Here is a 24040-nt window from a genome sequence, read left to right on the forward strand (position 1 = left end):
ATGTATGAATAACTTACCATTTGGCAAAAAGCGACCTTGGGAACCTCAAGACTCGTTATTTTGCAAACCTTTACGTATTATGAAAATTAGTACCTTTTTAATGTTTGCTTTCGTCACTGGTGTCCAGGCTGAAGGTATTGCGCAAAAGGTCAACCTTAATCTCAAAAATGTTAAGGTTGAAGATGCGTTATCAGCTATTGGAAAACAAACGAAGCATCGTTTCCTTTACAGTGATGATGTCACCAAAGGAGCGAAACGAATAAGTTTAAATTTAAAAAATGCAAGTCTTGAAGATGCGCTTGAAGAAGTTTTAAGCGACAATAATTATTCTTATAAAGTTATTGCCAATACGATTACAATCAATAATATTGTTAAGAGTATGGATAAAACATCAGAAGAATCCTTGCAAAATACAGTAACGGGAACAGTAAAAGATAAAGATGGGAAATCATTGGTTGGAGCAAGTATCACCGTAAAAGGAACCTCTGTTTCTACTCAAACAGATGAAAATGGTACTTTTAAAATTAATGCTCCTGCTAATGCAACTCTACTTGTACGTTACGTAGGCTTTACTCAAATTGAAATTGCCACAAACGGAAGAAATGTTGTTTCAATAACATTGAATCGTGCTGAACAGCAATTGGACGTTGTTAATGTCGTCGCGACTGGTTATCAAAATTTAGATCGTAAATTGTTTACAGGAGCATCTTCAAAAATTGATGCTAAGGAAGCAGAGCGCGCAGGTGTTCCTGATATATCGAGAATGTTAGAAGGACAGGTCGCAGGTGTTTCTGTTCAAAACGTATCTGGTACATTTGGTGCTGCACCAAAAATACGTGTGCGTGGGGCGACTTCACTTACGGGCGATAATAAACCGCTATGGGTTATTGATGGTGTGATTTTAGATGAAGCGGTCAATATTTCGAATGAAGCCTTGTCCACTGGTGACGCCAATACTTTATTAGGATCTTCGGTTGCAGGTTTAAATCCTGATGATATTGAATCGATTACAGTGTTGAAAGATGCCGCAGCCACAGCGATGTATGGTGCTGCTGCGATGAATGGTGTTGTAGTAGTAAACACAAAGAGAGGGCGAAATACTGATGGTGCTGTCAATTTTAATTATTCAAGTAATTTTACGACTTATATTAAACCTAATTATAATCAATTTGATATCATGAATTCTGCAGAGCAGATGCAATTGATTATTGATATGGAGAATAAAGGATATTTGAATCATTCACAAGTATCAAGAGCACCTACAGGAGGAGTATTTAATAAGATGTATAATTTAATGTATGACTATGACCCTAAAACGGATTCATATGCGTTACGTAATGATGCTCCTTCTCGTTATGAATTTCTGCAGCGATATGCTAATACAAATACAGATTGGTTTGATTTATTATTTAGAAATAACTTAGTACAGGATCATTCTTTGAGTATGAGCTCAGGAACAAATAAAGCGCAAACTTATGCTTCTACCAGTTTTATGAATGACCCAGGTTATACACTTGGTAATCAGGCAAAGCGTTTTACTGCCAATATTCGAAATAACTATAAAATTAGTGATAAATTAAGTACAGAATTTATTTTCCAAGGTAATATTCGCGATCAACGTGCTCCAGGCACCTTGAATCGTAACTCTGATGCTGTTTACGGAAGTTATTCCCGAGATTTTGATATCAATCCATATTCTTATTCCTTAAATACAAGCCGGATTATTACAGCGTTTGATGAAAATGGTGATCGGGAGTTCTTTACAAGAGATTATGCACCTTTTAATATATTAAATGAGTTAGATAATAACTATATCAAACTTAAATTAATGGACATTAAAGTGCAGGCTGGAATTACTTATAAAATCCTTCCTTCATTAACTTATTCTGCAAACGGTATGTACCGTTATTACAATTCGGAAAGACAGCATATGATTACAGAGAATGCTAATTTATCAAAAGCATATCGAGCCAATCAAGATCAAACTGTAAACAGCGGAAATAGGTTTTTATATGCAGATCCTGACTTTCCAAATACAGATAAGTATGTTATCCTGCCAAATGGTGGATTCTTCAATTTGGCGAATAATAATATGATCAGCTATTACATGCGTCATAATTTGGAGTATAATCAAAAGTGGAATGAGCATACATTAAATTTATTTGGGACATATGAGCTTCAATTTGCTGATAAACAAAATCATGACTTTAATGGGCCCGGCATTGAGTATGGTAATGGTAACCTGGTGTTACCGAGCTCTCGTTATTATAAAAAGCTGATAGAATCTGGTGATAAACCATTTGCTATGAATTATACTTATGATCGTAAGGTGGCTTATGCTATTCGAGGCGCATACAATTATATGAACAAGTATTCCTTTAACTTTACGACACGTTATGATGGATCTAATAAAATGGGTCGTACAAATGTGGCGCGGTGGTTACCAACTTGGAATCTGTCTGGAGCCTGGGATATCGATCAAGAAAATTTCTTTAATAAAGACAATGGTATTCTATCTAGTGCAAGATTACGTGGAACCTATGGTTTAGTCGCTAATATGGGGAATGCATCCAACTCTTCTGCAGTATTTTACAATGCCACTACTTATAGACCTTTTGAAGGAGAAAAAGAGGGAAAAATCAGCCTCGATGATTTAGAAAATTCTGAATTGACTTGGGAAAAGATGTATGAATTGAATGTTGGTACAGATCTTTCATTTTTGAACAATCGTATTGATTTAAATTTTGACTATTACAAACGTAATATATTTGATCTAATTGGTCCGATTCGCACATCCGGTATTGGAGGGAAATTTGAAAAGTTAGCCAATTATGCAGATATGAAAAGTCATGGTGTAGATATTCAATTAGGCGGTTATCCTTTTAAAAATCCGGAGGGCTTTACTTGGCGTACTCAATTCACCTTAGGTTTCAATAAAACCGAGATTACAAAACTTGATGTTACACGTAATATCTGGAATCTTGTTTCTGCTGAAGGTGGAGCCATGTTAGGGCAACCTCATCGAGGATTATATTCTATAGATTTTGATAAATTGGCAGCAAATGGAGGATATCCCACTTATATTGGGACAGATGGAACACCAGGTGAGACCTACTTTTGGCTGCAAGATAATGAAACGAAATTCTTAAAATATGAAGGTCCAGTAGATCCAACTATTGCTGGAGGTTATTATAACCGTCTAGAATATAAAAATTTCAGTCTATCGTTCTTGCTAAAATTTGCATTTGGCAATAAAGTGCGTTTACAACCAACATACTCAGCAAGTTATTTGGATATGTATAATGTGTCAAGAGATTTAATTAACCGTTTTATTTTTAAGGGTGATGAGTTTCTGACCGTGATCCCATCTACATTAGATGGATTGACTTCTGAATTTGATGTCATTAATTCTGCTGGTAATCGTAATGCATCTAATTATACTTATAATGCCTATAACTATTCTACAGAGCGGGTCGCTAAGGGGGATTATATTCGTTTATCACAGATCTCTGTAGGTTATAATGTTCCAAGAGCATTAGTTTCTAAAATCAAATTTAGAACTGCTCAATTCAATTTGGTTGGTAATAATCTATGGTTACTACATTCGGACAAAAAACTGAACGGTGTAGACCCTGAGTTCTATAGCAATGGAGGTATAGCTCTTCCAGTTCCGAAGCAATTGACTTTATCCGTAAAACTAGGATTTTAAACGATTAAACTATGAAACTTTCAAATTTAAAATATTTAATGCTATCATCTACCTTATTATTTGGTAGCTGTAGTAAATATCTGGACCAACAACCAGATATGCGTGCAGAAATTAATACCGTGGATAAAGTTAAAAGACTCATTACTTCGGCTTATCCTTTTAATAATTATCTTGCTATGGCTGAGACCTATTCAGATAATGTTGAAGATAAAGGTGTAGGGGATTTATATCAACCGGTACCGGCATTATTCCGTTGGGAAGATGTTAAAGATAGCGGTTCTGATACTCCTACAGGTTATTGGAATAAATGTTATGAAGCTATTGCTGCCGCAAATCATGCTTTAGATGCTATTGAGTCTAACAAATTTGGTGATGAGGTTTTGGCTTTTAAAGGTGAGGCATTAGTGGCTAGAGCATATGCTCATTTTATGCTAGTAAACTTTTTTGCAAAAGTATACGATTATAAAAAAACAGAAAGTAATACTTCTCCAGGAATTCCTTACGTAACAAAACCAGAAACTAAGGTAATAGAAATGTATGATAGAGGTACTGTTCAATCTGTTTATGAAAATATTCGTAAGGATTTAGAAGAGGGCCTTGCACTTTTAGATGCTAATCCAGCGGAGTGGAAAGTGCCTAAATACCATTTCACACCTGCCGCTGCTCATGCTTTTGCGACGAGATTTTATTTGTTTACCGGCGAATGGCAAAAGGTTGTTGATCATGCGAATAAGATTTTTGCGGGAGGAAATTTTGCAGGTAAATTAATCCCGTATAATTCTACTTTCAAAAAAATGACCTTTGAAGAGGTACATACTGTTTTTGCTAAAGCTGAACAACCTTATAATTTATTGATAAATGAAACCTATAGTGGTTATCAACGTTGGTGGAATAACCGTTATGCTATGGGAATAAATATATTTCAAGGCATTTATAATGGTAATACAGCAGCTGGTGGTAAATTTTATAATTTCGGAGTTTCTTATGGCGCTCCTCATTACACTACATATATCTGGAAAGAATACTGGTACGTTACCAATACAACTGCAAATACGGGATATCCTATGCTCATGGTTCCTGTTTTGATTACGGACGAAGCTTTGATGAATAGAGCTGAAGCTTATTTAGAACTTGGAAATAATGCAGCTGGTATAGCTGATATGAATTTAATGGCAAGTAACCGAATTGATAATTATAATGTCACAAACCATGCGGTAACGCCTGCTAAATCTAAGTTGTTTTTTGGTGTACAGGATGATAAGGAAGCCCTTATTCAAACGGTTTTACAGTTTAAACAAGTCGGTTTTATGTCCATGGGACTAAGATGGCTGGATATTATTCGTAAGGGGATTACGGTGAAACATCTGGTTATTGCCAATGATGAAAGTGAATCTTATATAGAATTAAAACCAGAGGATCCAAGACGCATTTTTCAAATTCCAGAAGAAGCGAAATTGTCCGGTGTTGAACAAAATCCAAGGTAATTTATGAAAACGATAATCAAATTATTTATTCTAGTAAGTGTATTAGCTGGAATATACTCCTGTTCAAAAGAGGAGAAACTCAACGTGAAAATTGAAAATTACGATACATTCGTCCCAGGGGCAATTGATAAATGGATTTCAACCAATTTAACTGACCCTTATAATATTGAAGTTGTGTATCGATATCAACGTAGCATGCATGATATCAATAAAAACATAGCGCCAGCAGATGAAGCCAAGGTCATCCCACAAATGGACGTTGTTATTAAGGGTTTTTTGGATGTTTACAAAAAGATTGGCGGTGTTCCTTTTATTAAGACCTACACACCAAAACAATTTGCTCTATTTGGATCAGGTGATTATGACGTAGATGGTTCTGTTAAGGGAGGAACAGCAGATGGGGGTAGACGGATTACATTGTACGGAATAAACAATTTTAGTGCGGAGAACGCTAATTCTGTTCTTGGCAATTTACAGGTCATCCATCACGAGTTTACCCATATTCTGAATCAAAATAGATTTATTCCTGGAGAATATGGAACAGTGAGTGTTGGGGATTATTATTCTAATTGGACGGCGCAAGAGAATACAACAGCATTAGCACGCTCCTTAGGATTTATTACTCCATATGCACGTAAATCAATCGGTGAAGATTTTGCAGAAGTATTATCCCACTTGATTGTAGCTGGACAATTATATTATGATGATTTTGCCTATGATAGTGGAAAAGATGCATACCCTAAATTTAAACGGAAAGAATCCATTGTACGTGACTATATGATGCAAAATTTTAGTATTGATGTGACGCAGTTGCAAATAGAATTTCAGCGTATAATGAGCGAAACGTATAACTCGACAAGATATTCTGCTGCAACGGCACTTAATAGTAATTATCTAGGTTCATTGGATTGGGATATCAGGAGTACTTGGGGTTTAGAAAATGCAATTTCTAATAAACAACGAGATCTTTTTATGAATATTCTTGACGGATTAGAAGGGTATAGAACTAAAACAATGGTGTTTCAATTCGTTTCTGAAAAAAAAGCAACACTAAATATTGGATACGGAGATGATAATAGTACTTATAATGCCGCTTATGATTTTGATATTGTTAAGAATGATGATAATACGTTTAAGATCTCTAAATCAGCAGTACAAGGAACGGGTACAATTTATAATAACGGTAATAGAAGTTTGATTCTGCAAGATGTACAACCCTTGATAGATTATCTGGGTAGTACCAGCTTTTCTGCCGAATGGAAGAGCGTCGATTTAACCGTTAATCCAACTGATTATTTGCAATATTTTGTATTGAAAAATACTGAGGATCCGAGCGTAACATTTATGGGGAAAGTTAATTTGAGAAAGTATTAAGTTATGAAAAATATATTTTATTTAATGTTTTTGGTTTTATTAACTATTAGCTGTAGTAAACCAAAAGAAGTCGATCCCATTTTTGGGGATCCCACGCAACGCATTGCGGATACATTAGCTTATGTGAAAAATACTTTAGTAGCAGCACCGAATGGATGGAAGGCCTTTACAACGACTTCTATAAGCAAAGGTGGATATGGATTTTACATGCAGTTTAGTGAAAATGATAGACTGAAAATGGTGGCTGATTTGGACGAAACAAGTGCTTCTGAAATAAAAGAATCTACCTATCGTATACGTCAAATCATGTATGCAACTTTATCATTCGATACGTATAATTATATAACTAAACTACAAGATCCTGACCCAAGTGTTTATGGCGGTGCGCCAGGTAAGGGCTTGGGAAGCGATAATGAGTATGATTATGTTAAGACTCATGGAGATACACTGTTTTTTCAGGGGCGTAAATTTGTTCAGCCTCTTATATTGGTTAAAGCTACGGCTGCTGAAGAAAATGCTTTTTTAACTAAAAAGTTATTGACTAGTATTGAAGATGTAAATACTTATTTTGAAGAAGGAATTAATGTAGTTTCTTTAAATAAGGCAAATTGTGAATTTACTTTAAATATTGCTGCCAAGCAGATAAATCTTATGGCAATGATTGATGGTAAGGTAGAAAGTGTTCAAATTCCATATTTTTACAGCCTTAATAAAAACCTGATTTTACTAGGTGATGTCTCTTTTGATGGTGAAAAATTTACTAATGTTACTGAGGAAAATGGTGTTTATAAATTACATTCTGTATCTGGCAAGTCATTCACTATTAATAAGTCCGAAGAATATTTGCTACCTCCTCAATATAAACTAGGAACTGCAATTACAGATATGTACCAACCAGGTGTCTATAATTATAGTTCTTATCTTCCGCTAAAAACATGGTCTACCAGTTATTCTGTTGATTGGAATGAATATGTACGGCTTTCAAAAACAGGAGGGTATAACTTAACCGTTGGTGAATCTTTTTATAACTTCAATGATGCTAAAAAAGTGATTACAATGGATGGGTATATTTATCAAGATAATACAAGGTTTATAGGTGGATATGTAATGAATTATTCAATCGACCTTGAGAATGGTACAATACGTTTCCTTTCTGTCAAAAATACTACAAATAATGGAGGAATAATGGTGCCATACATGAACCAAACATTCTTCAAAAAGATGATAAATCACGATTTTAAATTGTCATTTATAAAAGATGAAAATTTTGGTCCGGGTATTCAATTTACTAGTGTAGAAGATCCTAATTATTATTTTTCTTTTGTTTATTAATTGAAGGGTGAATTTTATAAATACGTCCACAATATAATTAATGATTGATTTTGTGGACGTATTTACATAGCAATACTATACTTAATTTAATATGTTATAGGAATTTGGTGGGTAGATTTGAAATTATAAAAAAAGCTACTTTTTTGAGTTATAATGACCTAATTTTCAACTCTCAATCCGATGTTTTTTAAAATATTATGGTGCAATAATGTTTAATGATATCATCTGGTGTTTTAAAAAGAATATTTTTAACAAATATTCTTTTATTTATTTTGGATTTTTTTATTTAGTCAGTTGTAATGTTTCAAATAATATTTATTTTTTAGGAAATCTCAATGTTAATACACCATTTTATATTGATTTTTATAACTTAAACACCGGTGAAAAGGTCTTCTCGGATAGTCTCAATAGTAATGATTTTAACATGTCTATAAAGAATCTTCCAAAAGGGATTTATCAAGTTGTATTTTCATGGAAAAGGGATTTACTAAAGCCTCAGGATATTGAACGATTTACACGTCAACCTGAATTAGGAGTGCCAAAATATTATTTATCAACGACATTTTGGTTAGATAATAAAGAGGCAAATGAATATAAGTTATCGTTTGATAAGGTTTATAATCAGAATGAATTGGAAGAGATATTATTTAATCAAGTGACAGACGAACCTACTCACATGTGGGTAAAATCTAGTGGATTAAATAATAAGCTGTATAGTCAATACCTTGAGTTAATAGATGGGTTTAGGCAAAAAAATCAGCATCAGAAAGATAGTTTGGAGCAGTTAGGGAATTATTATATTGAACATAAACGTTACGACGAAGCCAAGATAGTTAGCGAATCGTTGAGTAAATCTTGGCTAGATCTGGTGAAAAATGAATTGATAGATCGAGAAATTTTATTTATGAAAAAAAATATACATAGCGATGTAATTCTTCAAATATATGATTTTCAAGTAAACAGTAAGCAAGATTTTGAAAGGTATATCAAAGTATATAATTCTTTTCCTGACGATATAAAACAAGATTTGGATAGTCGATTAAAACATGCTATAAAATAAAAAGGTGTATGCTGTAATATTTGCCAATAAATAGATGTATAAATCTAAAATAAACTTTAATTTTTTCACAAGATCATTCAGTATTACATTTATAAAAATCAAAAAAAGAGGTTGTTTCAATGGACTACCAGAAAAAGTGGAAACGAAATTAATAATTTGATATATGAGCTCGATATTTTATCGGGTTCATTCATTTTAGATTAACCCTTTGTACATTGTTAATAATGGTAATTTTTAAATTATTGATATTTCTGTTGAATATATTTTGTTGATGTATTGAAGGACTGTGATTACGGTGATTATTGTCAATATTCTGGTTTTGAAATATTTGGTGTAATTAAGCCTCAATTTTCAGCCTAGATTTCGGATACAACCTAGATTGAGAATTGAATCCTTTTTGATTTAATTCTCTTTGTCGTGTCAAAGTTAATTTTAGTCGATTCAAATAGGTTAAGGCGAATTTCAGAAGAAAGACATCCCCTTGTCATCTGACCAGTGTACAGGGTAAGAATTGCTGTTTAATATCACTAAGTTAATGATGTATATTTTCTGAATTAATGTTGCTGATAGGTCATCAGCCTGAAATAAAAAGCTGTCTACAATCTTTAACAAGCTTTATCCCATCACCAAAACTTTGAACAAAGTCACTTTCATTATCATTGATTATATGGTGGAAGGATAGCTTTTGATCTGGTATAAACGACTATAAAGATATGGGTTCTTTTGTGCGTAATGTATTGCACTGTACTGCAGTACCAATAGGAAAGTAGCGCAGTATATCTTAAGCCTGTAAACATGGTCCGAAAATAGTGATATCATGGTGAAATTACTATAAACACGCACTTAATACGGACTCACCACGGACTTAACACGGATTCTTATTGGATTTAGGCTGTAAATCGTAAGAATATAGCATGTATAAAGGATGAAGAAAACTCGAATATTCCGCTTGTATTCGCTATACATATTGATCAGCTTACAACAATGGAAATTAGGTTTATGCTACTTTAAGCAATGTTTTTTAGATATTTAATAAAAGGTTATCAACATCCTCAAGATATGGATTAGTGAAAGGTTGATTTACATGTGATCGGATAATGATGTACTAGCGAGTCCGAGTCAAAAATGAGATCCTCATACTTTTTAATTCTATTTGTACGCTTTGATTTGACGATAAAGTGTTCACAATTAATCAACAGTATCAATGTATAAGATCCAGTAGTATGATCGTAAATTGTCATAATAATTATAGGTGTATTATTATATGTTTGCCGATGTAAGTTAATTTTAGCCCTGATGGTATTTTGACAAATTCATTTTTTGATCTATTAGAATGAAAGTGTGATTAAAAAAAATCCGACAGTTGCAAGTTTAATAAAATATAGGGTTACAATCTATTGTTGCATCGATAAATTTCTCATTGTTAATACAAAATTTGATTAAACTATTGAAAATAAAAAAAGGTTTTCAGACGGGGAGAATGAAAACCTTTTATAACCAATTATAAACCTATTAAGGTGTTGTAAATATATAGTTTTTTTTATGATTACCAATATTATTTTTGTTTTTTTTATTATTTCTTTATGGCTTTTAATGAAAATGATGCTTATTTTTTTATTTGTACATCAAATTATGATGTTTTTATTTTTTTTAATGAGTTTTTCGATTATTTTATATTGTTAAATGTTTTTAAATTACTTTTTTAAAGAATTTTGTTTAATTTTTAATGTTAATATGAGTTTTTTTTGTTTATTCTATTTAAATAATCAATTTAAATAGAATATTTTTCAATAAATATGATGTATTTTTATAAAAACAGAAGCCACCTGATGAGGTGGCTTCTGTTTTTATAAAAATATTAAGTTTTTTTATTTCTTCAAGTTATCAGCTCCTTCGATGATGGCATCAACAACAGCAGGATCTTGTAAGGTAGAAGTATCTCCTAAATTTGATCTTTCCCCTTCTGCAATTTTTCTAAGGATGCGACGCATGATTTTTCCAGAGCGAGTTTTTGGAAGATCAGATACAAATTGGATAATATCTGGTTTGGCAATAGCACCAATCAATCTCGTAATCGTCTGCATAATATCTTTACGCGTACTTTCATCATCGATATGATGGTGTGCGATTACGTAGGCATAAATACCTTGTCCTTTTACAGGGTGTGGATAACCCACTATTGCCGATTCCACAACATCAGAGTGCATATTGATCGCATTCTCTACTTCGGCTGTACCAATACGGTGTCCTGAAACATTTAACACATCATCTACACGGCCAGTGATTTTGTAGTATCCTTCAGAATTCCTATAGCAACCATCACCTGTGAAGTACATATTTTCATAGGTTGCAAAATAGGTCTGACGACAACGCTCATGATCCCCCCAAGTGGTACGTAACATACCTGGCCATGGAAACTTGATACATAGATTTCCCGATACATCATTTCCTTCAATCTCTTTTCCATTTTCGTCCATCAGGGCTGGTTGCACCCCTGGTAGTGGCAACATCGCATAGCCCGGTATAGTAGGTGAAATACCGGCCATAGGAGCGATTAAGATACCTCCATTTTCCGTTTGCCACCACGTATCAACAATGGGTGCTTTTCCTTTACCTACTTTGCTATCATACCAGTGCCATGCTTCTTCATTGATCGGCTCTCCAACGGATCCCAGTTTGCGAATGCTGCTCAAATCTTTACCGTCAATAAACGAATCTCCAAAGGCCATTAACGAACGGATAGCTGTTGGTGCTGTATATAAAATATTGACTTTATACTTTTCAACGATATCCCATAGACGACCAGCGTCAGGAAACGTTGGTGTTCCTTCAAACATCAATGAAGTAGCTCCCTGCGAAAGCGGACCATAGACAATATAGGAGTGACCTGTAATCCAACCAATATCTGCAGTACAGAAATATACTTCTCCTTGCTGATATTGAAATACATTGGAGAAAGTATAACCCGTGTAGACCATATAACCACCTGTGGTATGCACAACTCCTTTTGGTTTTCCTGTAGATCCGGAGGTGTAAAGGATAAATAACGTATCTTCCGAATCCATCTCTTCAGCAGGACAAGCCGGGTTTCCTTGTGTTTCTACCTTCTTAATCTCGTCTTCCCACCATACATCACGACCTTTGATCATGGATACAGGTGTACGCGTTCTTGTCAATACAATTACTTTTTCAACCGTGTCGCATTGCATCAACGCATCGTCTACAATGCTCTTTAATTCCAATACTTTTGGCCCGCGGTAGCTACCATCGGACGTAACTACTACTTTACATGCTGCATCATTGATACGGTCAGCAATAGATTGTGCTGAAAAACCTCCGAATACGACATTATGGATAGCGCCGATACGTGCACATGCCAGAGTTGCAATGACCAATTCAGGTACCATCGGTAAATAAATACACACACGGTCTCCTTTGCGGATATTGTTATTTTTTAGCACGTTGGCAAACTGCTCAACCTTCTGTAAAAGTTGTTTGTAAGATAAAATTCGATGCGCTTCATTTGGATCATTGGGTTCCCAAATAATAGCTGGTTTATCTCCTAAATTATAAATGTGACGGTCAAGGCAATTTTCTGTAATATTTAATTTTCCACCTTCGAACCATTTTACGTTAGGTTCTGTAAAATTCCAATTCAGAACATTTGTCCATTTTCTTTTCCAAAAAAAGTTTTCCGCTATCTCTCCCCAGAATGCTTCCGGGTCTTCTACACTTTTTTTATAAACTTCTTGATATTCTTCAAATGATTTGATTTGTAGACTCATATTTTGGTTTTATTAATTTCAATCCCTAAAAAAGCAATTTGGTTGATTAAACAAGTTCATTAGGAATCAGCTAATTTAGTTTTTTTTGGGACAAAAGGCAATTTATAAAATTTATAATTCGAAATTTAACTTTTTTATAACACTATTGTTATATTGCTCATGATATAATAGATTGATCTGTATGGATGTATTAAAAAAAGTATACTATTTTTTAATTTTTAGCAATATGTTAATTGCTCTTGCAGCGGCTTCACAATGCGTATTGACATATGTGATCTTGGATCAGGAGGTCAATGGTTATATCGCACTAATTGAAGGAGCAGCGACACTTGCTCTTTACAATTTTAGTTTAATCTTATCCAAACCTCAACATCCCGAAAGATCAATATATGCCCGAACAAGATGGGTTTTTAAATACGAACGATTTTTACTGATCAATACATTCATTGCTGCATGTATATGTATATGGTGTCTTTTTCATATCCACCTTTATTCCATCCTTTTCTTAGGTATCATTGGGCTTGTGAGTGTATTGTATAGTCTTCCTATCATTCCTTTAAGAGGTCGATGGGGGGGATTAAGACAGATTCCAGCCATGAAAATTTTTCATATTGCTTTTGTCTGGGTGTTGAGTAGTGTATTTCTACCTTATATCGAGTTGTACAGCAATAATATTTTGGTAAATCTTAATTTGTTATATTATCTCGCTGGATTGAAGTTCCTGTTCTTGATTATCTGTACATTGCCTTTCGATATTCGGGATATTAAACAAGATTCTTACTATCATCTCCGAACATTGCCTAATATGCTCGGAGAAAGTAGAGCAAAGAGTCTATGCTATTTATTGCTAAGCTTACATAGTCTATTTATTATAGGTGCTCCTTATGATCTCGTGCTCAAAATGGGTCTTTTGCTCACCAATGCAATGATTTGCCTTTTATTGAAATTGATTGTTTTCAAGAGAAATGACCATTACCATTATGCTTATTTATTAGACGTAAGTTTGGTTCTTCAATTTGTAGTGGTTGTCTTTGTGCAATATTTTGCCTGACTTAAATGTAAACGCTTATTTTTTCAAAAGTGAAATAATCTTTTCTGCCACAACATCCGATAGTTTATAGTAACTTTCAAATGTCCAACCGGCTACATGTGGACTTAATAGAACATTGTCTCTACTGGCTAAATCAGAAAACCAGGATTGTTCTGCAAGAGCAGGAAATTTTTCAACAGGTAGCACATCGAAAGCTGCTCCGATGATTTTTCCTTCATCCATCGCTTTTAATACAGCTGGAACTTCAACAATTCCTCCACGAGCACCTAACAAGAAAAATATAGGTTTCCGAAAATGATGCAGATATTCTTGATTAATCAACCCTTTAGTTTCTTTGGTTAGCGGTATATGAAAACTAAGTACATCTGCCTGTTTGACCACTTCTTCCATAGAAACTTCTTTAGCAAATTGATCTGTAAATCCTGTCTTATATTTATCATACGCAATCACATTGACATCAAATCCTGAAAGTTTTTTTGCCATTGCTTGTCCATTGTGACCATAGCCAATGAGTGCAACAGTTCTTCCTTTTAATTCATAGCCTCGATTGGGTTCTCGACGCCATAGACCATTTTTAATTTCTTGATTTCCGTTGTTGAGATGATTCATTAAAGAAAGTAACATGCCGATCATATGTTCTCCAACAGCGTCTCGATTTCCTTCATTTGCACTGATGATTTTAATTCCTTTCGATACAGCATAAGTTTCATCGATGTTATCCATACCCGCTCCACAGCGTGCGATAAATTGCAGATTACTTGCTAAATCTATAAACTGTTGGTCAACTTGAAATTTCGATCTGATGATTAATCCGGTATAAGCTACAATTGCATTTTCAGCATCTACTCTAGTGAAGTCTGGTTTGTAATCATATGCAATACCAGCTTGTTCTAATTTTTGAAGAAGTACGGTATGCGCATCATCTACGATTAATACTTTTGTTTTCATTTGATTTTTTATTTCATAAAATCAACACCTAAAAGTGTTTTCAATTGATGTTGTTTGATTTTCTCGGGAAGTATGGTCATCAGCGTATTTCGAGCCATGATACTGATCGGGTTTTCCCATTGTGCGATCTTTCCTATAGTCCAAGAAGTTTCGGTGATATACCGCGTTCTTTTTAATCTCCTTTGTTCGAAATGTTTAAAAGCTAGTGTTACATCCTTTGTCTTCTTCAATTCGTCTACTAAGACGGCTACGTCTTCTATCGCTTGGCAAGCACCTTGTCCCATATTTGGAGTAGTCGCATGTCCAGCATCTCCAATAAATAAGATATTGCCTAATGCAAGATGCTTTAGAGGTTTAATATCAATAATATCATTCCAGATGAGTTGTTCGTCTTTTGTTTCGGCTAACACCTTTGGTATAGGATCATGGTAATGAGCAAAATTCAGCTTGAGATCCTCGATGGTATAATTACTATACTGAGCACTATTTGGCTCCGCATTGATGCAAGCATACCAATAGATCTTATTTCCAACAAGTGGAGTCATTCCAAAACGTCCTTTACGACCCCAGGTCTCGAAACCGGTCTTGAGGTTTATATGGGTATTGTCTATAGTGGCACGCCAACAGGTATAACCTGCATATCGAGGAGCTGAGTCAGGAATTAATTGCTGTCTTAGTTGAGATTTTACACCGTCAGCAACAATCAAATAATCAGTTGTATGTACAGTGCCATCGTCAAAGAAAATAGCAATACCAGCTGTATCCTCTTCAACTTTGAATGCTCTTTTTCCTAAACGTAAGTCCGTGATATTTATTTGCTGGAGTAGAAATTGATGTAAATCGGCACGGTGGATGGCAAAATTATCCTGTTCATACTGCGCGCTGATTTTCCTGGTCTCGGGAGATGCCAGAATTTTCCCTTGTTCATCTAGGATATTATAATTTTCTAAATAATGACCCAGCGGGATCACTCCAGCTTTAAGATCTAAATACTCAAGTGCCTGTATGGCATTGGCTGCTAATCCAAAGCCAGCACCAATACCTGCTAATATTTTTGCACTTTCAAAGATTGATGCCTGTATCCCAATCTTATTTAAACCAATTGCTGCGGTTAATCCCGCAACTCCACCACCAATTATCGTAAATCTTTTCACATACAGCGAATTTAATTATTCAATAGTCAAGGTACGATCTTTTTTATTAATGCAAAATTTCAATAGACGTTTTTTAAAGGAAGAAATGTGTCGATGATAGGGTGTTTTTATCCATTCTTCGGTATCGATTAGCTCAGCTACATCTTCGGGCTTATGAGCGGCAAGCAGCAAAGGCATTAAAAAATCTAAAATTTTTTGATGCCACTCCTCTTTATTTCCCCAATAGTGCAGTATCCAAGAATCAGCAACTTTTAAATTTCCGTGTTTTTCTAACACAACCGAGAATGCGAATTGTTCTTTTACACGACAAACAATTTTTTGGTCACACAGTGTATCATTGAATAAAAGTACATCATCTAATAATTTGATTTTGTCCTGCTGATTTAATGCGATGATGCCAGAATTCCACATACGAATCGTATCATCCATCACGATATTATTAATTTTTGTACCTCCAATGATTTTCCACATCCTCTTATGGTCGTTGGTAATCTGCTTATCCGACAGGAACCGCTCTTTTAAATGAAGAAAATTATGTCCGGAAGAAAGCTGACCTATCAGTTGATCTAAAGGTGCAATTGCCATCGTATCTGAATCTAGAAAGATGAGGTGACCATCATCTTTTAAAGCAGCATCTTGCATGGCTTTAATTTTAGTCCTATAGAAATATTGAGTAGGCCCTATCCAGTTTTCGAATGTCGCTATATGAATATTACGAATCTCAATTAACGCTGATAACCAATTATAATATTCAGGATGGTCCGTATAAATGACATATTTAGTTGCTTCGCTTCTAAATTTCACTAGACTGAGTAAACTGAATATAGTCTGCAGGTGATATGTAAATTTTTCACCTAAAGCGATATATATAAAAGTGGTTTTCAGATTCATAAAAATCAAATCAGGTTAAAAAACAAGATATTAACTTACAGTTCGCCGGCAATTTCATTAGTAAGTACTGTAAAGTCATTGACAGTCAGTCTTTCTGCACGTAATTCGTACAATGGATTATCAGACATTTTATCTTTTGTAATTACTGCTGACAATGAATTTCTTAATGTTTTCCTTCTTTGATTAAAAGCGGATTTTACAACTCTCCAGAATAATTTTTCATCACAATCTAATTCCTGACGATCATTCCGAGTCATTCTAATCACTCCAGAAAGCACTTTTGGGGGTGGATTAAATGCACCTGCTTTTACTGTGAAAAGATATTCAACATGATAGTAAGCTTGTAAGAAAACGCTTAAAATCCCATACTCTTTGCTGCCAGCTTTTGCCGTGCAACGTTCTGCAACTTCCTTTTGAAACATACCTGTCATCTGTACCACACGATTGCGTTCGTCCAATATTTTAAATAAAATCTGCGAGGATATATTATAGGGGAAATTACCAATAATTGCTATTTTTTCATCAAAATGTTTCGCAAAATCCAACGTAAGAAAATCACCATGAATCAATCGATGTTCTAATTGAGGGTATTTGTCTGCTAAAAATTCGATAGACTCATCATCCACATCAATCATCCATGTTTCATATGCCGTATTTTGCAATAGGAAATCGGAAAGAACACCCATCCCAGGGCCAACCTCTAGCACTTGTGTAAATCCTAATGTTGGATTCAAAGCATCCACTATTTTTTGTGCTGCATTTTTATCATTCAAAAAGTGTTGCCCTAAATGTTTCTTGGCTCTTACTGTACTCATATTATGCTAGTATTTGCTACAAACTTAGATAAATTTGTTTTATTCACAATTTTAATTAAGTCATATAATAAAAAATAAAGTTATCGATTTATCTACTGAGAGCTTGAAAGCCCATTTCGCTATTACAGCGATAATTATTTTATTAAGGAAAAATAGTAACTTGTCTAGAAGAATTAATATGATAAACCCAATGATAGAAAATTTGTCATCAGTTTCGTTAGTTAACTATGAAGACTCGCATTATGAACATCTGTCCTATGAGCTCGATGAAACACAGCGTCGCTTCACTAAAACGGTGTATCAAAATATTAAAGTTGAAGAAGTTCACAAAATCAATAATAAATATCCCATTACGATCTTATATCAAGAAAATCCTGTTGGTTTTTTTCTACTAGACCGCACAGTGGATCACCTGATCGTCACCGGTAATCCAAATTCTATATTATTGAGAGGATTATCTTTAAATCCCAATTTTCAAGGTAAAGGAATTGCAAAACAGGCATTATTATTAGTAGATTCCTTTGTTAAAATAATAGCCGAAGATATTGATGAGATTGTGCTTACGGTGAATATTGAAAATCGTTATGCTTATCATTTATATCTACAAATGGATTATAAGGATACAGGTCGATTTAAAAATGGCCGTTATGGTTTACAGCATATGCTTTTTAAACGAATTTGATATTTCGATCAAACCTTGACTATTTCGTATAATTTTAATTACTTTTGAGTCAATAATTTCATTTTTTACTATGGCTGACAAATTAAAAATAGGTATTACGGTAGGCGATATTAATGGTATCGGATTGGAAGTGATTATAAAATCATTGTTGGACAATCGTGTATTAGAATTTTTCACTCCAATTGTTTATGGTAATACAAAAGTTGCGTCTTTTCATAGAAAGGCATTAGGCGTCAATGATTTTAGTTTTAATGTCATCAACGATCCTGAACAGGCAAATCCTAAACGTGCTAACATGATTAACTGCTGGCAAGAGGATGTTAAAATTACTTTGGGAGAAGAAAATGAAATTGGAGGCAAATATGCATTTATTTCTTTGGAAAAAGCTATTGAAGACCTGAATGCAGGAAAGATAGATGCGGTTGTGACAGCTCCTATAAATAAACACAATATTCAACAGGAAGGGTTTCATTTTCCTGGACATACAGAATATTTGCAAGAGAAGACAAATGCAAATGATGTGTTGATGTTTATGATTTGTGATGAGTTACGTGTAGGTGTTGTTACAGGTCATATTCCGGTAAAAGATGTTTCTGAACATATTACAGAAGAGGCAATATTAAATAAATTGGAATTAATGAATGAAAGTCTTAAAAAGGACTTTTGGATTCAAAAACCAAAAATTGCTGTATTGGGTCTTAATCCACATGCAGGAGATAATGGTGTGATCGGCATGGAAGATGATACGATTATCAGACCAACATTGGAAAAGGCGAGAGAGAAAGGAATGCTTTGTTTTGGACCTTATCCTGCTGATGGTTTTTTTGCCAATCATGCGTACGAAAAATTTGATGCTGTATTAGCGATGTATCATGACCAGGGATTGATTCCTTTTAAGCATATTGCAAAGCGTAATGGAGTAAATTTCACTGCAGGTTTGCCGATTGTGCGTACTTCTCCCGATCATGGAACAGGTTATGATATTGCAGGCAAAAATATTGCAGCACATGAATCATTTATGGAGGCGATATTTCAGGCCGTTCATATTGTTGGACGCCGCCGCGAACAAGCGGAGCTTTCTCAAAACCCATTAGCTTTCCGTAAGCTTTCTAGAGATCGTGACTAATGTAGAACCAAGTAATATCATTAGTCTTGTGTGCTTATATCATAAGACTAATGCCTATTTTATAATAAATTCCTTACTTTTGCATCCTAGTGTTTTTTTAAGGACCTAGATTCATGCTATGAGTGATAATTTACAACATCCTATTTTCCCAATCATTAAAGAGTTAGCCGAAAAAACAAGCACGGAGTGCTACGTTATTGGCGGTTATGTCCGTGATCGAATCATGCAGCGGCGGTTTAATAATGATGTGGATATTGTTGTTATTGGCAGTGGAATTGAATTTGCTACAGCTTTAGGAAATCAGTTAAAAACGAAAGTTGCTGTTTATAAGAGTTTTGGAACAGCAATGTTGGTTTTTGAAGGATTGAATGTCGAATTTGTAGGTGCGCGTAAAGAATCTTATCGCAGCAATTCGAGAAAACCGATTGTTGAAGATGGAACTTTGGAGGATGATCAAAATCGCCGAGATTTTACAATTAATGCCATGGCTTATTCGTTGAATAAGGAAAATTATGGTGAATTGTTAGATCCCTTCGATGGAGTAGGGGATATCGAATTACGTACCATACGTACGCCGCTTGATCCTATCGTGACTTTTTCGGACGATCCTTTACGAATGTTGCGTGCAATTCGGTTTGCAACACAATTGAATTTTAAAATAGATACGGATGCAGTTCGAGCGATTACAGATACAAAAGAACGTATACGTATTATTTCTAAAGAGCGCATTATTGATGAAATTAATAAGATTATTTTATCAAAAAAACCTTCTATAGGTTTCAAATATTTGTTTGATACGGGCTTGTTACCTTTGGTGTTTCCTGCTATGCAAAACTTATATGGTGTAGAGATTATTGATGGTAAAGGACACAAAGATAATTTTTACCATACATTAGAAGTTTTGGATAATGTGTGTGAAACAACAGATGATCTTTGGTTAAGATGGGCGGCCATTATGCACGATATTGCAAAGCCAGCGACAAAGAGATTTGATAAGAAATTAGGTTGGACATTCCACGGACATGAAGATAAAGGGGCAAGAATGGTTCCTAAATTATTTTCAGAGCTTAAGCTGCCATTGAATGAAAAAATGAAGTTTGTGCAAAAGCTTGTATTACTACATCTAAGACCTATTGTATTGGCTCAGGATATTGTTACTGATTCTGCAGTACGTCGATTGTTGTTTGAGGCAGGTGATGATATCGACGCGTTGATGCAATTGTGTCATGCCGATGTAACCACAAAAAACGAATATAAAAAGAAAAAATATCGTCAGAACTTTGAATTGGTCAAGCAGAAGCTTAAAGATGTTGAAGAGCGGGATCAAATTAGAAATTGGCAACCTCCAATTTCAGGAGAGGATATCATGGAGGTCTTTGGAATTGGTCCCGGCCGTGAAGTTGGAAAAATAAAAAATGCTATTAGAGAAGCAATCTTGGAAGGAGAAATACCTAACGCCAAGATGGATGCTTATCATTTTATGGTCAATAGAGCGGAAGAATTAGGCTTGACTATTAGAAAGGCATGGGATTTGAATACAACTGTTAAATAAAAAAAGTAATTTTAATTGCTTCAATTCATATTGAAGCTCATCTTGTTAACAAACAAAACGAATATTAAAAATGGCTATTTATAGATTCAGAATCACTTTTGAAGATTATGAGGATGTGTATAGAGAAATCGATATGCTTTCGAAACAAACTTTTTCAGAATTACATGAGGCTATCCATAAGACAACTTCTTATGAAGCTGAACGTACATCTTCCTTTTATGTCAGTAATGATCAATGGAAAAAAGGAACTGAAATTGCTTTTTTACCAACTGCTCGTAAAGTATCAGAAGGTGTTTTATTAATGGAGAATATTCGTTTAAGTAAGTTTATCGATGATCCTCATCAAAAGTTTTATTACATCTATAATTTTGACAGACCATATGAATTCCATGTGGAATTAATCAAAATTTTGAAAGAGGAGGAAGGGAAAACCTATCCGATAGTTTTTAAAACTGTAGGTGCGGCACCTAAATCTTTGGCTGCATCAAATTTTCCAGTTGCTGATCCACTAGAAGATGATGATGATGAGGAAGTTTTGGTAGATGAAACACAATATGGTGTGGATGACGACGAAGAATTTGATTTGTTTGATGGAGATGACGAGGAGGAAGAAGACAAATCTGAAAAAGAGAGTGGTGGTTCGTTTGACGAATATTAATGTTGGATTCTAAACAAGAGCACAAAAAAACTTTAATTGTTATAGTAGGTCCTACAGCGGTAGGAAAAACTGCTATGGCGATTCAGCTTGCCCAGCAGTTTGATACGGAAATTATATCTGCAGATTCAAGGCAGTTCTATCGAGAGATGAATATTGGGACAGCTAAACCAACGCCATTTGAATTGAGTCAAGCTCCTCATCATTTTATTAACTCACATACGATTGAGGAAGATTATTCTGCAGGTGATTTTGAAAGAGATGCCCTAGATAAAATAGAATCCTTGTTTCAAACAAAGGATAAGGTCATCATGGTAGGTGGTTCAGGTTTATTTGTGAAAGCGGTATGCGAAGGTCTTGACAATTTACCTAAAGCTTTGCCTGAAACCCGTGAACAATTAAATAAAAAATTCGATACAGCAGGAATAGTACCCTTGCAAGAGTATTTGAAAGAAGTAGACCCGGTCTATTATGACGCGGTTGATATTTCAAATGTACAACGTGTGATTCGTGCTTTGGAAGTATTCGAAACTACAGGATTACCATTTTCTAATTTTCTGAATCATAAAAAATCACATCGATCCTTTCATATCTTGACTATTGGATTGAATATGGATCGAGCTGATTTATACGAACGTATCAATCAACGAGTCGATTTAATGTTGCAAGAAGGGCTATTGGAAGAAGTGAAATCATTAATTTCATATCAGCATAAACCAGCATTAATGACTGTAGGATATGCTGAAATCTTTGACTTTTTACAAGGAATTATTTCTTGGGAAGAAGCTGTCGATAAAATAAAACAGAATTCGCGAAGATATGCGAAGAGGCAAATCACATGGTTTAAGAAAGATAAAAATACCATTTGGTTTGATCCCAAAGACAAAAATCAGATTATTGATTATATTCAATCCTAATTTTGATGTTATCAACAGAGTTATCCACATTATGTTAATAACTCTGTTGGTAAACCTCATTTGGATAAAAAAAGCGCTATGTTAAGAGTATTAACATAGCGCTTTTTTATTTAATCTAATGATTTTCTAGTCTACAATCATATTCCAACCAAATTCATCAGCAATTCTGCCATATCTAAGATCATCTAAATAAGTTAATACTTTTTTAGAAAAATCGCGACCTTCAACTGGTGGCAATTGAAATAATTCACCTTCATATCCAATCGTAGCAATTGGTGTTAATGTAGCCGCAGTTCCAGCTGCAAATGCATCTGTCACTATACCTGCTTTGATACCGTCAATAAGCTCTTTTACAGAGACTCTGCGCTGTTCTGTTTTATATCCCCAACTTGCAGCCAGTTCCATAATAGTACGGCGTGTCACTCCATGTAATATCGTATCACCATGTGGTGTAATGATGCTATCACCGATACGGAAGATTAGGTTGGCGGTACCAGCCTCCTCGATATACTGATGTTCTGAAGCATCTGTCCACATCAACTGATCAAAACCTTCATCATTTGCTAAACGAGTCGGATATAATGATAATGCATAATTACCGGCATTTTTTGAAAAACCTACTCCACCTTCAGCTGCGCGGGTAAAGTGCGTTTCAACCTTTAATTTTAAAGGATTACTATAGTAAGCACCTACTGGACTAGTAATGATGATAAATTTATAAGAATTAGAGGGATGTACGCCCAATGCAGCTTCAGTTCCGAACATAAAAGGACGGATATATAAAGATGTGCCAGGTGCATTAGGGACCCAATTACTATCTGTTGATAATAATTTCTTTAGTCCACCTAAAAAGATTTCTTCTGGCACTTCTGGCATTTCCAAACGAGCTGCAGAAGTATTGAATCTTTCCCAGTTTTTGTCTGGACGGAAAATACTGATGGTGCCATCTTGAAACTTGTACGCTTTGATACCTTCAAAAATAGCTTGACCATAATGTATTGCTGACATGGAAGGACTGATATTAATATCGCCATAAGGCACAATGCTTACATCTGTCCATGCTCCATCTTCATAGTTTGCGACCAACATGTGGTCGGATAATATTTTTCCAAATTTTAGATTGTTAAAATCTACTTGCGAGAGTCTCGATTCTTTTGTGGGCTCTACGCGAATTGAATAATTTTCTGTCGCGCTCATTGTATTTAAATTACGTATGCTAAAGTAGGAAAAAAACAATGAATTTGAAGGATAAATAGGTAGTTTAAAGAATTTTGTTCTATTACAATATATTTTATTATAATAAGATAAAAATGTCTCTTTTTTAGGATTTGCGTTTTATTTTATGGACACTAAATTGTTATGGATGAAAGGCCATTCGTTTTTTTGTCACTATTTAATTGCGATTTCTTAATTTAAAATTTCTTCCATATTAAATTTATATGAATTCATATTGAAATCGTAATGTGGCATGTTATTTGGTTTAACGCAATCACACTAGTCAACTG

The 24040-nt window shown here is 34.5% G+C and carries 17 protein-coding genes; 11 read left to right on the plus strand and 6 right to left on the minus strand.

Annotation, left to right across the window (positions count from 1 at the left end):
- The first annotated feature begins 4 nt into the window (after positions 1 to 4).
- From C8N37_RS07515 to C8N37_RS07535, 5 genes are all read left to right on the plus strand, one after another.
- Positions 5 to 3709 (plus strand): SusC/RagA family TonB-linked outer membrane protein, encoded by a 3705-nt coding sequence (locus tag C8N37_RS07515; RefSeq protein WP_108158307.1) that lies wholly within the window; start codon positions 5 to 7, stop codon positions 3707 to 3709.
- An 11-nt stretch (positions 3710 to 3720) separates the two neighbouring features.
- Positions 3721 to 5193 (plus strand): RagB/SusD family nutrient uptake outer membrane protein, encoded by a 1473-nt coding sequence (locus tag C8N37_RS07520; protein WP_108158308.1) that lies wholly within the window; start codon positions 3721 to 3723, stop codon positions 5191 to 5193.
- A gap of 3 nt (positions 5194 to 5196) precedes the next feature.
- On the plus strand, positions 5197 to 6567 hold the full coding sequence (locus C8N37_RS07525; protein ID WP_108158309.1) for a substrate import-associated zinc metallohydrolase lipoprotein: 1371 nt from the start codon (positions 5197 to 5199) through the stop codon (positions 6565 to 6567).
- Between the two features lie 3 nt (positions 6568 to 6570).
- Positions 6571 to 7899, plus strand: a complete 1329-nt coding sequence (locus C8N37_RS07530; protein ID WP_108158310.1) for a DUF4302 domain-containing protein — start codon at positions 6571 to 6573, stop codon at positions 7897 to 7899.
- 208 nt (positions 7900 to 8107) lie between these two features.
- Positions 8108 to 8959, plus strand: a complete 852-nt coding sequence (locus C8N37_RS07535; protein WP_108158311.1) for a hypothetical protein — start codon at positions 8108 to 8110, stop codon at positions 8957 to 8959.
- A 1868-nt stretch (positions 8960 to 10827) separates the two neighbouring features.
- Here C8N37_RS07535 and acs read toward each other — a convergent pair.
- Positions 10828 to 12744, minus strand: coding sequence for an acetate--CoA ligase (gene acs / locus C8N37_RS07540; RefSeq protein ID WP_094773276.1), 1917 nt, complete (start codon positions 12742 to 12744; stop codon positions 10828 to 10830).
- Positions 12745 to 12925: 181 nt separating this feature from the next.
- Between acs and C8N37_RS07545 the strand changes: the two genes are divergently transcribed.
- Entirely contained in the window at positions 12926 to 13795 is an 870-nt protein-coding gene (locus C8N37_RS07545; RefSeq protein ID WP_108158312.1) for a UbiA prenyltransferase family protein, read from the plus strand.
- Between the two features lie 15 nt (positions 13796 to 13810).
- On the opposite strand, the gene C8N37_RS07550 is transcribed toward C8N37_RS07545, so the two are convergent.
- The 4 genes from C8N37_RS07550 to rsmA are packed head-to-tail and all read right to left on the minus strand — an operon-like array spanning position 13811 to position 17603.
- Complete coding sequence (locus C8N37_RS07550; protein ID WP_108158313.1) at positions 13811 to 14743, minus strand: NAD(P)-dependent oxidoreductase; 933 nt, start codon at positions 14741 to 14743, stop codon at positions 13811 to 13813.
- Between the two features lie 8 nt (positions 14744 to 14751).
- On the minus strand, positions 14752 to 15897 hold the full coding sequence (locus C8N37_RS07555; protein WP_108158314.1) for an FAD-dependent monooxygenase: 1146 nt from the start codon (positions 15895 to 15897) through the stop codon (positions 14752 to 14754).
- A gap of 15 nt (positions 15898 to 15912) precedes the next feature.
- Positions 15913 to 16788 (minus strand): hypothetical protein, encoded by an 876-nt coding sequence (locus C8N37_RS07560; RefSeq protein WP_108158315.1) that lies wholly within the window; start codon positions 16786 to 16788, stop codon positions 15913 to 15915.
- 35 nt (positions 16789 to 16823) lie between these two features.
- The gene (rsmA, locus tag C8N37_RS07565; RefSeq protein WP_108158316.1) at positions 16824 to 17603 is read right to left on the minus strand and encodes a 16S rRNA (adenine(1518)-N(6)/adenine(1519)-N(6))-dimethyltransferase RsmA; all 780 of its coding nucleotides are present in this window, start codon (positions 17601 to 17603) and stop codon (positions 16824 to 16826) included.
- A 190-nt stretch (positions 17604 to 17793) separates the two neighbouring features.
- Between rsmA and C8N37_RS07570 the strand changes: the two genes are divergently transcribed.
- From C8N37_RS07570 to miaA, 5 genes are all read left to right on the plus strand, one after another.
- A complete protein-coding gene (locus C8N37_RS07570; protein ID WP_170114495.1) occupies positions 17794 to 18285 on the plus strand; it encodes a GNAT family N-acetyltransferase in 492 nt (163 codons plus the stop codon).
- Between the two features lie 70 nt (positions 18286 to 18355).
- Entirely contained in the window at positions 18356 to 19411 is a 1056-nt protein-coding gene (gene pdxA / locus C8N37_RS07575) for a 4-hydroxythreonine-4-phosphate dehydrogenase PdxA (RefSeq protein ID WP_045752486.1), read from the plus strand.
- A gap of 118 nt (positions 19412 to 19529) precedes the next feature.
- Positions 19530 to 20963, plus strand: coding sequence for a CCA tRNA nucleotidyltransferase (locus C8N37_RS07580; RefSeq protein WP_108158317.1), 1434 nt, complete (start codon positions 19530 to 19532; stop codon positions 20961 to 20963).
- 70 nt (positions 20964 to 21033) lie between these two features.
- Positions 21034 to 21621: an IS1096 element passenger TnpR family protein gene (locus C8N37_RS07585; RefSeq protein ID WP_108158318.1), complete on the plus strand. Its 588-nt coding sequence runs from the start codon at positions 21034 to 21036 to the stop codon at positions 21619 to 21621.
- Entirely contained in the window at positions 21621 to 22535 is a 915-nt protein-coding gene (gene miaA / locus C8N37_RS07590; protein WP_108158319.1) for a tRNA (adenosine(37)-N6)-dimethylallyltransferase MiaA, read from the plus strand. Before C8N37_RS07585 ends, miaA begins: the two co-directional genes overlap by 1 nt.
- Before the next feature lie 126 nt (positions 22536 to 22661).
- Here miaA and C8N37_RS07595 read toward each other — a convergent pair whose 3' ends face one another.
- Positions 22662 to 23732, minus strand: coding sequence for a branched-chain amino acid aminotransferase (locus C8N37_RS07595; protein WP_108158320.1), 1071 nt, complete (start codon positions 23730 to 23732; stop codon positions 22662 to 22664).
- Positions 23733 to 24040 lie beyond the last annotated feature (308 nt).

This window comes from Sphingobacterium faecium (genome assembly GCF_003054045.1).
In the GTDB taxonomy this organism is placed as follows: domain Bacteria; phylum Bacteroidota; class Bacteroidia; order Sphingobacteriales; family Sphingobacteriaceae; genus Sphingobacterium; species Sphingobacterium faecium.